General features: G+C 47.9%; 17 protein-coding genes and 1 tRNA gene. 8 read left to right on the top strand and 10 right to left on the bottom strand.

Features of this window, described 5'->3' with window-relative positions; genetic code table 11:
- Positions 1–226: helix-turn-helix domain-containing protein (locus C557_RS0120240; RefSeq protein WP_018753681.1), on the bottom strand; the 226-nt coding region annotated here is incomplete at its 3' end.
- 144 nt (positions 227–370) lie between these two features.
- Here C557_RS0120240 and C557_RS0120235 point away from each other — a divergent pair.
- Both C557_RS0120235 and C557_RS23860 read left to right on the top strand, forming a co-directional pair.
- Positions 371–443 (top strand) — tRNA-Val (locus C557_RS0120235).
- Between the two features lie 388 nt (positions 444–831).
- The gene (locus C557_RS23860) at positions 832–1,149 is read left to right on the top strand and encodes a hypothetical protein (protein WP_018753680.1); all 318 of its coding nucleotides are present in this window, start codon (positions 832–834) and stop codon (positions 1,147–1,149) included.
- Between the two features lie 191 nt (positions 1,150–1,340).
- On the opposite strand, the gene C557_RS0120220 is transcribed toward C557_RS23860, so the two are convergent.
- The 6 genes from C557_RS0120220 to C557_RS0120195 are packed head-to-tail and all read right to left on the bottom strand — an operon-like array spanning position 1,341 to position 6,718.
- Positions 1,341–2,417 carry a metallophosphoesterase family protein gene (locus tag C557_RS0120220; protein ID WP_018753679.1) on the bottom strand — a complete coding sequence of 359 codons (1,077 nt, stop codon included), beginning with the start codon at positions 2,415–2,417 and terminating at the stop codon, positions 1,341–1,343.
- A 6-nt stretch (positions 2,418–2,423) separates the two neighbouring features.
- On the bottom strand, positions 2,424–2,747 hold the full coding sequence (locus tag C557_RS0120215; protein WP_018753678.1) for a DMT family transporter: 324 nt from the start codon (positions 2,745–2,747) through the stop codon (positions 2,424–2,426).
- A 33-nt stretch (positions 2,748–2,780) separates the two neighbouring features.
- Positions 2,781–3,587: an HAD family hydrolase gene (locus C557_RS0120210; RefSeq protein WP_018753677.1), complete on the bottom strand. Its 807-nt coding sequence runs from the start codon at positions 3,585–3,587 to the stop codon at positions 2,781–2,783.
- Positions 3,562–4,923 carry an ABC transporter substrate-binding protein gene (locus C557_RS0120205; protein ID WP_018753676.1) on the bottom strand — a complete coding sequence of 454 codons (1,362 nt, stop codon included), beginning with the start codon at positions 4,921–4,923 and terminating at the stop codon, positions 3,562–3,564. Before C557_RS0120205 ends, C557_RS0120210 begins: the two co-directional genes overlap by 26 nt.
- 45 nt (positions 4,924–4,968) lie before the next feature.
- Entirely contained in the window at positions 4,969–5,811 is an 843-nt protein-coding gene (locus C557_RS0120200) for a carbohydrate ABC transporter permease (RefSeq protein WP_018753675.1), read from the bottom strand.
- A 25-nt stretch (positions 5,812–5,836) separates the two neighbouring features.
- Positions 5,837–6,718, bottom strand: coding sequence for a carbohydrate ABC transporter permease (locus C557_RS0120195; RefSeq protein WP_018753674.1), 882 nt, complete (start codon positions 6,716–6,718; stop codon positions 5,837–5,839).
- A gap of 182 nt (positions 6,719–6,900) precedes the next feature.
- On the opposite strand from C557_RS0120195, the gene C557_RS0120190 reads away from it, so the two are divergent.
- From C557_RS0120190 to C557_RS0120175, 4 genes are all read left to right on the top strand, one after another.
- Entirely contained in the window at positions 6,901–7,470 is a 570-nt protein-coding gene (locus C557_RS0120190; RefSeq protein ID WP_018753673.1) for a GbsR/MarR family transcriptional regulator, read from the top strand.
- 57 nt (positions 7,471–7,527) lie between these two features.
- Positions 7,528–8,295 (top strand): polysaccharide deacetylase family protein, encoded by a 768-nt coding sequence (locus C557_RS0120185; RefSeq protein ID WP_018753672.1) that lies wholly within the window; start codon positions 7,528–7,530, stop codon positions 8,293–8,295.
- Between the two features lie 199 nt (positions 8,296–8,494).
- Positions 8,495–9,022 (top strand): DoxX family protein, encoded by a 528-nt coding sequence (locus tag C557_RS0120180; protein WP_018753671.1) that lies wholly within the window; start codon positions 8,495–8,497, stop codon positions 9,020–9,022.
- A 231-nt stretch (positions 9,023–9,253) separates the two neighbouring features.
- Positions 9,254–9,934 (top strand): helix-turn-helix transcriptional regulator, encoded by a 681-nt coding sequence (locus tag C557_RS0120175; RefSeq protein ID WP_018753670.1) that lies wholly within the window; start codon positions 9,254–9,256, stop codon positions 9,932–9,934.
- 62 nt (positions 9,935–9,996) lie between these two features.
- On the opposite strand, the gene C557_RS0120170 is transcribed toward C557_RS0120175, so the two are convergent.
- Entirely contained in the window at positions 9,997–10,248 is a 252-nt protein-coding gene (locus tag C557_RS0120170) for a YuzB family protein (protein WP_018753669.1), read from the bottom strand.
- Positions 10,249–10,441: 193 nt separating this feature from the next.
- Between C557_RS0120170 and C557_RS0120165 the strand changes: the two genes are divergently transcribed.
- Entirely contained in the window at positions 10,442–11,059 is a 618-nt protein-coding gene (locus C557_RS0120165; RefSeq protein WP_018753668.1) for a superoxide dismutase, read from the top strand.
- 49 nt (positions 11,060–11,108) lie between these two features.
- On the opposite strand, the gene C557_RS0120160 is transcribed toward C557_RS0120165, so the two are convergent.
- Positions 11,109–12,131 carry a LacI family DNA-binding transcriptional regulator gene (locus tag C557_RS0120160; protein ID WP_018753667.1) on the bottom strand — a complete coding sequence of 341 codons (1,023 nt, stop codon included), beginning with the start codon at positions 12,129–12,131 and terminating at the stop codon, positions 11,109–11,111.
- Between the two features lie 242 nt (positions 12,132–12,373).
- On the opposite strand from C557_RS0120160, the gene manA reads away from it, so the two are divergent.
- Positions 12,374–13,318, top strand: coding sequence for a mannose-6-phosphate isomerase, class I (manA, locus tag C557_RS0120155; protein ID WP_018753666.1), 945 nt, complete (start codon positions 12,374–12,376; stop codon positions 13,316–13,318).
- Between the two features lie 51 nt (positions 13,319–13,369).
- Here manA and C557_RS0120150 read toward each other — a convergent pair whose 3' ends face one another.
- Positions 13,370–13,588, bottom strand: coding sequence for a DUF3006 domain-containing protein (locus C557_RS0120150; protein WP_018753665.1), 219 nt, complete (start codon positions 13,586–13,588; stop codon positions 13,370–13,372).
- Between the last annotated feature and the right edge of the window lie 85 nt (positions 13,589–13,673).

Genomic DNA, 13,673 nt, shown 5'->3' with positions numbered 1-13,673 from the left:
ATTCCGTCACCTGTTTCTTTAGTTCCTTGTCTAAAGCATGAATCGGTTTCCTTCCCCGGTTCTTATGAACCAATCCTTGCGCTCCTCCCTCAGCGATGAACTTCTTCTTTAATCGAATGATTTGGCGTTCAGTCAGCCCTAGAGCCGCTGCTCCTTCCTTGTTCGTCATAGGTCCCCCAAGAATTTTTTCCACCACAACTACCTTCTTTAATTCTGCTCTTGTCAATGTGAATGTCTCCTGTCCCATAGTGACATTATCTCAGAACAGTTATAGGGTGACATTATCACAGAAGAATAACACGGGACAGACACAGAGCTTGACAGTCCCCCCGTCGCCTGTTAAGATAATACTCATCTTCGCTATAAACCTGATCTGCTAGCTCAGCTGGGAGAGCACCATCTTGACAGGGTGGGGGTCAGTGGTTCGAGCCCACTGCAGATCATACAGAAAAACCCTTGATAATCAAGGGTTTTTCGCTTTTTTGGGGCAAGGTGAGGTGCTTGAATAAGCCGAAGGTAATTCTGTCACGATAGAGTGTCTTCAGAGCGTCTTTGGTGGTTCATGTCGAACCCTTACTTTAAATAGTTCTAAAACTCCCGCTAGGTATCTACTCCATCTTGCTTAATACGGAACCCACACTATTTAACCCGCTTCCTGCTTTTTAATCATCGATCTTAGTGGTCGAGATACCATGAGTTTTTTGACGTTCTTGTCTTTAATTAAGATCATACTAAAATCCTCCTATCTTTTCCCTGCATGGACTATTTCTTTGTGGAATTGATTATATGTATTTGCTACAATACCATCATAAAGCTTAAGGAGCGGTACTTATGGATAATGGTGTAAAAGAGATTTTACGATCTGTTATTAAAGAAGAGTTGAAACCAATTAATGAGCAACTTATAGAATTAAAGACTGAGCAGCAGCAGATGAAACAAGACCAGGAACTAATCAAGAGAGCGGTGCTGGAAACAAATGATCGGCTTATAAATGTTGAATCCATCTTAGAAAATCAACATAGAATCATCGAACTGCTCTCTACGCGCTCTATCCAGCAAGAAGCCGACCTCAAAAGAATTAAGCAAATCGATCCGGTGCCGGTGCATCGGATTTTCTTTTATTCACCCTCAGCAATCTTGTATCGGTGATACCAACAGAGACATGACCTACACCCTCCTGCAGCATTCAAAGGGATTAAAAGAAGCCAGCCATCAAGGGCGATCCGCTAAACCGATATGCTGCTTCAAGGCTTTCTATAAGGCGAGAGAATAGTTTCATGAAAAAAACTGATGCCTCAATAACATCAGTTTTGAAGAAATATCATGATTCTAAACCAAATCTACCCCAGCTCCACGCGAAACTGTGCCGATTCGATCCACTCTCCTCGGGTGAAGTCGCGGCCGCGAACAAGGACATGGTCACGGTAGACCTCGACATAGTAGCCTTGGCTGCCGTCTTTATGCTCGTCGTCGTCGGTCCACAGATAGGCCACAGATGCGGCATTGAACATTGTTGGCAGCTTACCTTGTCCATCAAAGTGGTTGTTTGGCGCCTCCAGCTCCCAGTGCGTATGCCCGGTGAACAGGATCGTTTGCGGATGGCGGGCCAACACGGCCTTGAGTTCGGCATCTTGTACCACACCATACCATTTCTGTTGCTCGTAAGAGCCGGCCACCGTATCTTTCAGGGGCTGATGCAAAAACAGAAATACCGGCCGATCCGGAGCGGACTTTTCTCCCAGCTTGGCATCCAGCCAGGCTAACTGCTCCTCCGATAACGAGCAGAAGATTTCCAAGCCTTCCTCCGTCCCGAGGAAGATAAAATGATAGCCATTAACCCAGTGATCGTGGTAGATGCTCTCGGTATCCGTCTTCTCCAGGAAACGCTCCAAGCGTTCTTGCCAATGCTCCAGGCTGATATCCTCATTAACCTCCATGCCGACAACTTGCTGGAGAAAGTCGCCAAGTTGACCCTTCCATAAATCAGGATCGACTTCTGCCTGCTCTGAAGCACTAGCCCGTATTTCCTCCAGTCGCTCCTTCCAATTATCCAGCGTGATATCTTGTCCTTCCAGTCCAGACAAACGCAGAAACTGGTTAAGCCGTTCCTCCCAGTTGCCCAACCCCACATCATGATTGCCCATCGTCAGATATAGAGGAGGCAAAGAATCACCGTGCTCGGCCCAAATACGCTCCCATTCGGTATACTCTTCCGGCAGCCCATGATCGGTCACATCGCCAACATGCATGATTCCCGCGCTCCCCTGAGCCTGAACCTTCAAATCCTGCAAAGCACGAACCAAATTCATATTGTACGTATGATTCCGATCTGTTCGTACATGTGTATCGGTAATAATCTGGAAGGAAAGAAGCGGCCCTCCCCCCTGATTCGTACCTGTTTGACCTGGCATGTGCATTTCCCATCATCCTCCCTTGCTGCTTATATTTAACCCGATGACCCCCATGACAATCATGCCAATCCACAGCACCGAGGACAGTGACAGCTTCTCTTGAAACAAAAATCCACCAATCAGCGAGATCAACACGATCCCGACTCCCGACCATATCGCATACACAGTAGATACCTTCATATAACCCAGCGCAAAATTCAAGCAGGTGAAGCTGGCGCCATAAAAGATAAACATGAATATCGACGGCGTCAGGCGGGAAAAGCTATCCGACAGCTTCATTGATACTGTGCCGGATACCTCCAGCACAATCGCCAGAGCCAGGAATAACCATCCCATCTTGTTGTCCACCTTCCATTTTCACAAAACAAGCTATCCAAGCCTTAGCTCACCATATCCTTCGACCACGCTATGTGCTGCCGGATATCCCTTCTGTCCCGATACCCGTCCTTCATCCAGACCGATAGCTAATGCCGCTCCCGCAGCCCGGGCCATCTGCATATCTCCGTTCGTGTCACCGATGACAGCCGTGTGCTCCACCGCCAAGCCCATCTCCCGGCAGGCCAGTTCCACCATATCCGGATAAGGCTTGCCAAGGCGAACCAAATCAGCTCCGACCACTACATCAAAATAATCTCGTATCCCTAGCCAATCCAGATGCTTATTTGCCGCCTCCGTCTCGTCTGAAGTCACAATACCAAGCTTGATCCCACTTTGCCGACATGCTTCCAGAAATGACTGAACACCTGGCAGCAGACGGGCAACCCTTAGCCTTTCTAAGGCTTCGTCTGCTTCACAGCGGCACTGCTCAGCCAACATCTTGGCCTCTGCCCAGGATAACCCTGCCTTATAACCCTCCAGAGCCAGCAAAATCAAGAGATCATGGACCGTTCCCATCGATAATGGGCTATTACGATCATAACCGGAAATCTTGCCGTTCTCGTCATAATCAATCCCCCACATCCCGAGCAGATTGTCTGGAAGTACGGGGAGTCCTTGCAGATTAAGCGCGGTGGAGAAACGAGCGAGCAACTGCTCGCCCCAGCTCCCCCAGGTATAAATAAAATCCATCAGCGTGCCATCCTTGTCGAACAAAATCGCCTGAACTTCAGCCTCGCTACCCGGTGCGCTTAGCTTGATTGCGGGCAGCGACTTACTTATTGATCCGGTCAAGTTCACGCTGGGCCGTCTCCTTTGCTTCCTTCAGAGCTTCCGCGGCAGGCACATTGCTGATTTGAACCTTGTCCGCTGCAATGCTCAAGGCATCCTGAATCTTACCGCCCGTCGGGTCCTGGAACGGCTTGGAGGCATGAGTTGCCTGCTTGAGCGGAATAGTTGCTTGTGGATTTTGCTCACTGAAGGCTACAAATTCCGGATTGTCCAGTGCAGATTGACGTACTGCGATATAGCCTGTGTTCATCGACCAGAACGCTGTATTTTCCGCGCTCATGAAGAAGTTATACCATTTCATTGCCGCTTGCTGCTGCTCAGGGCTGGCCGCAGAGGGAATACCGGCCATGATCGCCTCAGCTACCGGCTTGCCTTCGCCAATCCCTTCCCAACCCGGTTGTTCCATTGCAGCAACAATTGAGAAGTCCAGATCGCCTTGGTCGCCGCTGGAGCCTGTATACCCTGCTGCTTGACCCTTCATGACGTCATCGATCGTTTTGTACCAATACTCCCAGCCTTGACCTCCGGAGTGAATCCGCATGATTTTATCCTCATGAATCCATTTGCGGAATAAATCCCAGGTCTCCACCCATTCGGCAGCGTCGATCAGCACCGTCTTCCCATCTTCACTAAGAATTGTTCCGCCCTTGCTATATACCGCATCGATCATATTGCCGGCGCCCCACATCGGCTCCCAGCCATAAAACGAGGTTTTGCCACCTTCCTTGACCGCCATTTTCTCAGCAGCGGCAGCCAGCCCTTCCCAGGTTTTCATATCATCTGGAGTCAGACCTTGCTTCTCAAGGGCATCCTTACGGTAGTACATGACCTGGGTTGTCCCATACATCGGAAGGAAGAATTGCTTGCCATCCACCTTGCCTTGCTCCAGGAATGTCGGTATAACATCCTCCGGATTAAAATCAGCCGTAGCAGCAATCAGCTCATCCAGCGGTGCATAATAGCCTTTGCGAGCCCAATCTACATTTGACGACAAAACTGCGCCTGGCACATTACCTGAGGCAATCGCGGCCTGAAGCTTGCGTTCGGTCTCCGTGTAATCGGCTTGTACAACCGGCTTGACAATAACCTCTTGCTGGGAATTGTTAAACTGGTCAATCAAGGTTTGCATGTTCTCTCCGAGCTTGCCGCCCAGACCATACCAGAATTCGATCGTTACCGGTTCTGCAGGAGCCCCGGTCTCCGTTCCGGCGTTTCCACCTGCTGCCGACTTGGTCGGCTCCGCCGTGTTGCTTCCCGCTGTACCGGCTCCACCACCACAAGCCGTAATCAATAGGAATGTACATGTTATCAAAAGGGCAAGGAACTTTCTTTTCGTCTTAAACATCTTATAGCCTCCGTCATCTTTATTTTGTTGATTCAAAATGGAGCATTACCCCTTGCTAGCGCCTGCGGACACATTGAAGCTCTGCATGATCGTTTTCTGGGTCAGCGCGAACAACACCAGCAATGGCGCAATAGTGAAGGCGCTGGCGGCCATAATAAGCGGCCATTTTAGCCCGTAAGCACCCCCTTCCACAAAGAAGCTGCGCAGCCCCGCCGATACAAGCTGCAAATCCTGACTTTTCGTAATCAGCATCGGCCAGAAGTAGTTATTATACTGGTCAATGAACGTAATCAAGCCCAACACAGCAAAGGATGAACGCGTAAGCGGCAAAAGAATCGTCCACAAAATCCGGAAATGAGAAGCTCCGTCAATCTGTCCAGCCTCAACCATCTCATGGGAGACTTGGAGAAAGGCTTGACGAATCAGAAAAATGGAAAACACACTCACACAGTTGGATAAAATCAAGCCGGTGTAAGAATCCAGCAAGCCCATTTGCCCCAATAAAATATAACCTGGCAAATACACGGCGGTACTCGGAATCATATAACCCACCAGCACCAGTCCCGTGAATATCCCCTTCAGACGAAATTTCATATGAGTCAGAGCATAGGCCATCATACCGGAGTTAATTATTTGCAGCACGATAATGGACAGCGCCACAAAAATACTGTTAAACATATAACGTTCAAAGGGAGCCGCCGCCCAAGCCTCAGCAAATTGCCCCCAGTTGGGCTTCTCCGCCCACAGGGTTGGCGGGGTTTGCCAAATCTCGTCATTACTCTTGAGCGCATTGGTTACCATCCAATAGAACGGAAAGGCCATAATAAGCGAGGCAGCGGCAAGCAAAATATGACGACATAAGGTACCGAGTTTATTCAAACCTTGCATACGTCTCCTTCTCCTTTACTGGCAATTAGTTATAGTGGACCGTACGTCGACCAATCCAGAACGAAAGTATCGACAAGGCTACACAGGCCACAATGAGCGTAATCGCCACCGCAGAGGCTTCGCCAATCTGGAAGGAATCGAAAGCGGCTTGATAATATAGATACAACAAGGTTCTTGTGGATCCCGCTGGCCCCCCTTGGGTCAGCACATTGATCTGATCGTAAGCCTGCAAGGCAGAAATGATCTGAACCACGACCAGAAAAAAGGTAGTCGGCGAGATAAGCGGCAATGTAACATTTATGAACTTGCGCCAGCTATTAGCCCCGTCCAATTCAGCAGCTTCAAGCAAATCAGCAGGGACATTGCGCAGAGCTACGAGATAGAACACCATTCCCCAGCCAGCCGACTTCCAAATGGTCACGATCAGAACTCCAATAAGCGCCCATTTGGGATCTTCCAGCCAACGAACTCCCTCCAAGCCAATCGCTCTGAGCAAGGTATTAGCCAACCCCACTTCAGGTTCATAAATCCAGGACCAAACGATAGAGACTGCAACCATAGGTGTGACCCAAGGCGAGAACATCAACAACCGATATACCGAGCCGCCCTTCATGTTTCGGTTCAGCAACAAAGCAAGTAATAAGCCGATAATCACAATAGGCAATACACTGCCAAGGCAGAACAGCAGCGACACTTTTAATGATTGATAGAAGGCCGGATTGCTGAATAGATTCGTGTAATTTTCCAATCCAACAAACAACTTGTCCGGGCTCATAAAATCCCATTCCATAAAGCTGAGATAAATGATCAATACCATCGGATAGAACCAGAATAGCGACAGCGGAATCATTGCGGGGAGCGTAAACAATACAGCTCGCACCTCTTCCCGCCATTTCAAACGTTTCATGAATCCTCCTCTTTTTTCATTCATTATTTTTTGAATATTTGTTATAATCGAGTTATAAGCAATGTTTCATCGCTTTTGTACAATAATTATTGTACGTTCAAAGCCTCGACAAAGGGTCATCGCTATGTGAAACGGCTATTAATTTTATGTAAAATCTCTACATTTCTGAGGCAGGTGTACTGATGAAAAAGTCAATTTTGGGAAAAATGGAAAACCCGATCGGTGTTCGCGAGGAATTGCGAGCCAAGGTCATTGACGCCATCGCACAAACGATGGATTTGTATGGCGTAAACTACTCTTACGGTCAGCTCTATGGAATTATGTTTTTTGAGGATCGCCCGATGACGTTAGAAGAAATGCAACAAAGTATGAATATGAGCAAAAGCAATATGAGTTACGCGTCGCGAGCTTTGATCGAATCCAAAATGGTGGCAAAATTAGATGAAAAGGACGCGCGCAAGGACCTTTATGTAGCGGAAACGAACTTCTATAAAGCTTTCCAGGCTTTCTTTGCCACAAAGCTCCAGAGGGAGATCAATGTCATGCGCGAGGCGCTTGATATCGCAATTCCGGTATTATCGGAAATGATCCTTGATATTTCTACAGCGGCAGAGGAACGGGAGCAATGTCTGGAGGATTTGCACAAGCTTAAGCACGCTGCAGAATATTACGATTGGCTACAGCAATTTGTGCATGGCCTGCAAAGCGGTGATTATTTCGCGGCAAGGAACGATTCTTTCAAGGAAGAATAAATACCACGTCCTCCAGTCAAACTAAGCATCAATGCTAAATGCCGGAGGACCTATTCAATGACAAAAATTAAATCGGGTGCTATGCTGGCCATCATGTTTACGGTCACAGTGCTATCCACCTCTGCCACAGCTTCGTCTACCCCATCTTGGGCGAAGGCGCGAAGCTACTATGAGGAGCGAGGCGATATCGTATGGGAGGTTCCTACCTCAGAGAAATACATCGCCTTCACATTCGATGACGGACCAGACCCCAACAAAACCCCTGAAATTTTGAATGTATTGGAACAGTATCAGGCGAAGGCAACCTTCTTCGTGGTAGGTGAACGTGTTGAACGTTTTCCGGAAATTGTACGTATGGAACTGGCCAAGGGACATGAGATAGGAAATCACTCCTACCAGCACCCCGCCTTTAACCGTCTCGCCTTAAGCTCGGTATCGAGGCAGCTTGATCTTGCGCAGGAAGCTATATATGAAGCAACTGGAACTAAGCCGGTGCTGTTTCGCCCTCCGGGAGGTTACTATAATGAAGGTATTGTAGAGTTATCCAAGCGCAGCAGATTGCAGATGATCTTGTGGTCTTGGCATCAGGACACCAAGGACTGGGCTGCACCTGGGGTATCCGCCATTGTGCGCAAGGTGCTGAACAACGCCAGAAACGGGGATATCATTCTAATGCATGACTATGTTTACAACAGTACACAAACGGTTGAAGCGCTAAAAGAGATTTTACCGGAGCTGAAAAAACGTGGCTACTCCTTCGTGACGGTCTCTGAGCTATTAACTCATAAAGTCACTCCGGATCACCATATTAAAGTTAATCAGTAAACTTATTTATAATAAAGCCATTTCATTAGCGGCTAAAAGCAGCAAGATACGAGAATTTTCGGTCCTGCTGCTTTTTTATTTAAAATTTTATTAATTGTGATTTAAATCACTTGATGTGTGAAAAAAATCACTTATTATAAGGACATCAAAGATGTTCTACTAAAAAAAGAAGAGAAAACAACCTAAGGAGTGGTAATTCATGTTTAACAATTTCCTCAGAACGAACAAAGTAGCTATGTGGTTCTTGACCTTCATTCGTATTTATCTTGGTTATCAGTGGATTACCGCAGGCTTCAAAAAGATTACTGGCGGCTTCGATGCTGCAGGCTTCCTGAATGGAGCCATTGCCAACAGTACCGGTGATCATCCTGCTGTTCAAGGCTGGTGGGCCGCTTTCCTGGAAAACTTTGCATTACCAAATGTGGACCTGTTCAACATCCTTGTTCCTTATGGCGAATTTCTGGTCGGACTGGGCTTGATTCTTGGTACCTTCACCACCTTCGCTGCTCTGATGGGCCTGGTCATGAACGCAGCCTTCCTCTTCTCGGGTACTGTCAGCACGAATGCACAGATGTTACTCCTTGAAGTTCTGGTTGTCGTGGCTGCCGCTAATGCCGGTAAAATCGGTCTGGATCATTATGTACTACCTTACCTGCGCAAGCAATTTGGCAAGAAGGACAAAGCTAAAACATCAATTAATGCACCCAAGCAAAGCTTGAACGTTTAATCACTTGGCTACATTGAAAATAGAGAAACCATACTACGAAAACGAGAGACCCGGTTGGGGTCTCTCGTTTTCGTATTCAAATGTTCCATTCATTGAATATGAACCTGACCCATGTTAATATACTTACTATACTTAAATATGTAATAAGCTTATGATGAGCCGACAATGCAGGAGAAGCTAGGTACAACAAAATGGCTCGCCTCATGAACAACGAGGAAAGGAACATCGCTTATGAATGCTAGCAAAGACCTCTCTACCCGGGAGCGCATTCTTCATATGATGAAAACGTCTGGTCCGCTCAGCGCCAAAGAAATCACCATTGAACTGCAAATTACCGAAATGGCCGTACGGCGGCATCTGGGTACAATGGAACGAGACGGGCTTATCGAATCCAAAATGATCCGTCCAACTCTGGGGCGCCCCACTGCTGTCTACGGACTGACAGATATAGCCGAAGGGCTGTTCCCCAAGAAATATCATTCCTTGACGCTCGATTTGCTGGATGAATTGGCGGAAGAGAGCGGTCAGCACATGGTTGATCGTTTGTTCGATCGCCGCAAGGAAAAGCTTAACCGCCGATATGTTCACGAAATGGAAGGCAAAGCCTTCCCTGAAAAGGTACAGATGCTGTCGCAAATCCAAAGCGATAATGGATATATGACTGAGCTTACGCAAAACGATCAAGGTGACTATGTTCTAATGGAGCATAACTGCCCGATTGCCCAAATTGCTAACCGCTATACCCATGCCTGCGATTGTGAGCTTCAACTGTTTGAAACGCTGCTTGACGCAAAGGTGGAGCGAACAGAATGCTTGGCTCAGCAAGGCAAGAAATGTGTATACATCATTCGGCAGGAGAACCGTGATGATCGGACAACGAAGGAAGGACAACTGTCCGATGTTCAGAAGTAAGCTGCTCCTGTGACTTAACGCTATGATGATAGAGGCAGCCCTGAGGCTGCCTTATTTGTATTCTACATCTCATAGATGCTTAACTCAGCTTCAATCGCTCGCTTGACGAGACTCAGACAGTCCTCTGTTGTCTTGGCGACAACCCGTTTGCCATTCACTAGTGCGTAAGGCTTTAATTTGCATAGACCACACAAGCTAAGGCAGTCCGCACGCATAACGGCAATCTCCGGATACTCTTGCTCCAGTTGCTCCAAATCAAGCGCGCTCATCAGGTTGCTATCGCATACCTCAACGATGACAATCCCCATTCCCATGCCACATTCACCCCAACTATAATGCCTTCATTTGAACATTCATTATGATGAACCCTTATGACTTTGTCAATGTTCACTCCGCTTAAACATACTTAACATACATTTATGTTGACTAAGTCTAGGCAACCCTTTATAATAAGGTTTGTCGGAATTACTATTACATATTACAAAATAAGAAAGGATTGATTTGAACATGGCACATCAATTACCTGCATTGCCTTACCCTAACAACGCTCTTGAACCTCATATCGATGAAACAACGATGATGATTCACCATGATCGTCACCATAATACCTATGTAACCAACCTGAATGCTGCTCTGGAGTCTGCTCCGGAACTGCAATCCAAATCTGTAGAAGATCTGATTGCTGACCTGGACAGCGTGCCGGAAAGCATTCGTACAGCGGTTCGGAACAACGGTGGCGGTCACGCTAACCACTCCCTCTTCTGGGAAACGATTGGCCCGAACGGCGGTGGCCAACCATCCGGTAAATTGGCTGATGCCATTAACAACGAGCTTGGCGGCTTCGACAAGTTCAAGGAAGACTTCACCAAGGCAGCAACTACCCGCTTCGGCAGTGGCTGGGCATTCCTTGCTGTAGACGCAAACGGCAAATTATCCGTATTCAGCTTGCCCAACCAGGATTCCCCGATTATGGAAGGCAAGACACCGATTCTCGGCCTGGATGTTTGGGAGCACGCCTACTACCTGAAATATCAAAACAAACGTCCTGACTACATCGGTGCCTTCTTCAACGTCATTAACTGGTCTGCAGTTGAGAAACGTTACGAAGCTGCACTGAACAAATAAGAAATACAGCAATCCCCCTGAATACCGAATGCCGGGTTTCAGGGGGATTTTATTTAGGTTGTACGGACTCACGAACTACTAATGTTGGCTGCACCTGCCAATGCAATGCCTCTCGAACACGGCCAAGATCAGATAATAGCAGCATCATAGCTGCGTCGCACATCTGCTCCTTCTCTACCCGCATGGTCGTCATCTTCATGCCTTCATCACTGAAATAATGCAGGTCATCAAATCCGGCGATGGAAATATCCTTTGGTACACATACTCCTCTCTCCTTAAGCAGACCAGCAAGCAAATACCCCATCCGATCATTTCCGCAGAAAAATGCCGAGGGCCATTCTGTAATACCCTCCAGAAAAGCAGCGATTTCCCTGGAGGTATAGTCATAGCCTTGCGAAGCCGTCAAGCAAAATTCCGGACGAATGCGAAGTCCTGCCTTCTGCATCGCCTGCTCGTAGCCAAACCAGCGTTCCTCATGGCTTGTTGATAAATTGGTTGGCCCAATAAAGCCGATTTCCCGATGGCCCATCGCAATCATATAAGCTACCGCGTCCGCAGCGCCACCCAAATTAGCCGAGGTAACCACCGGACAAGGCAGCTCCCGGTGATATGAGTCCATGAACACCAAGGGCGTATCCATCTCCCAAATCAGCCGGGCATAATTCAGGTGCGTAATACCAAATAATATAACACCTTGATACGGAATATCGGCAAATGGACCAGGTAAGGTCAGAGACGCTTCCATGGACTGAGCCAGCGGGGTAATCACGGCATTACAGCCTTTCTTTCTCGCGCTTTTCTCCAGCCCCCAAATCATATCATGAAAAAATTGAAAGTGATCGTTATCCTGGTAGCTCATAATCCGCTCCGGCACTACAATCAATATATTTGCATTCCCGCCAGCCTTGGGCGCGTAGGGACCATAGCCCATTTCGCGGGCGGTCTGCTGCACCAGATTGCGTACTTCCTCACTGACTCCCTTTTTGCCCATGAGGGCCAGTGACACAGCATTTTTCGAGATTTGCAGCCTATCAGCAATGCTTTGCATAGAAACTTGCTTTTTCCGGCCCATTCTTTTCAACCCTTCCGAAACATGCTAAACTTGACCTAACTATACTTTACAAAATTTATTTTTGTCAAGTTTGTCAAGTTTCAGGCTTGGGCCTTAGGTATTAGCTTCGGCGGGAACCAAGACAGCCATCGGACTGATTAGCGATACCGGCCGGGAGCCGCACAGGATACCGGTTTGATTGGCGCCGCCGCTCTAATTCATATTAACTATTAACCAACTCAGTGAAGGAGCTTGATCCAAAAATGAATGAACCTATTTTTTTACAGCCTATTTTTCAAGAGCGCATCTGGGGAGGAACCAAGCTAAAGGATTTGTTTGGCTATGAAATTCCCAACGAGCATACCGGCGAATGCTGGGCCATTTCCGCTCACCCCAATGGACAAAGCACAGTGAAGAACGGGCCATTCCAAGGCATGAAGCTGGGTGACCTGTGGACCTCTCAGCCCGAGCTGTTCCATTCCGAATCCAAAGTCTTTCCACTGCTCACCAAACTGCTTGATGCCTCGGATGATCTTTCGGTGCAAGTACACCCGGACGATGAATATGCAGGCAAACACGAAAATGGCGAGTTAGGCAAAACCGAATGCTGGTACATTGTCGATGCCGAGCCAGGTGCTGTGATTATCTATGGCCATGGAGCCCAAACGAAGGAAGAGCTCGTGCAAATGATCGAAAATGGCGACTGGGACCGTTTCCTGACCAAAGTTCCTGTTAAGCCGGGCGACTTCTTCTATGTGCCTAGCGGTACCCTTCATGCTTTGGGCAAGGGGATCGTCGTGTTGGAAACCCAGCAAAGCTCGGATACCACCTACCGGGTTTACGATTATGATCGCCGCGACAAGGATGGGAATACTCGCGAGCTGCACTTGAAGAAAGCGATTGATGTCACGGGTGTACCTCAGGTTTATGAGCCGGTTCACTACGAAACGGTTCAGCAAGACGGCCTCACGGTAACCTCCTTTGTCTCCAACTCCTTCTTCACCGTAGAGAAGTGGAATGTTGCTGGAGAAGCCAAGCCTGCTGTCAACAAGAAATATACGATATTCAGCGTTCTATCGGGCAAGGGCTCACTGGAAGTAAACGGCCATACCTACGAGTTGACCAAAGGGGACCATTTCATCCTTCCTGCAGGATTTGGACCTTATAGCCTTAAGGGTGAACTGGAATTCATCATGGCACACGAATAAATGAAACAAAACGGACGGGACCTCCTTCATGCGGAGATTCCGTCCGTTTCTTCATTCATCTTCTTCCCATACCGTATCCATCAGCTTGCGAATATGCTCGGCCCGCTGGCGCGTGGCTTCTGCATCGGCTACCCACTTGGAGCCGTTCCAGTCCACCACATCACCAACCTTGACCCCTGTATCCACCTGATCCCGGGGGATGTTGCGAGTCTTTCCATCCACTTCCAGAATGCATTGATTACCTTCAAATCCCTCGACAATATGGGTCATGCCCTCCTTCACCCCGTTTCCCTTTGATTTTCAATATCCTGAGGGGCTGTCGAGCGTTTTGCTTACCACACTTTTAATTTAATAT

It is taken from the genome of Paenibacillus sanguinis 2301083 = DSM 16941 (genome assembly GCF_000374825.1).
GTDB classification, from domain to species: domain Bacteria; phylum Bacillota; class Bacilli; order Paenibacillales; family Paenibacillaceae; genus Fontibacillus; species Fontibacillus sanguinis.
The sequence above is the reverse complement of the archived record's forward strand: the minus strand, read 5'-3'. Positions and strand labels throughout refer to the sequence as shown.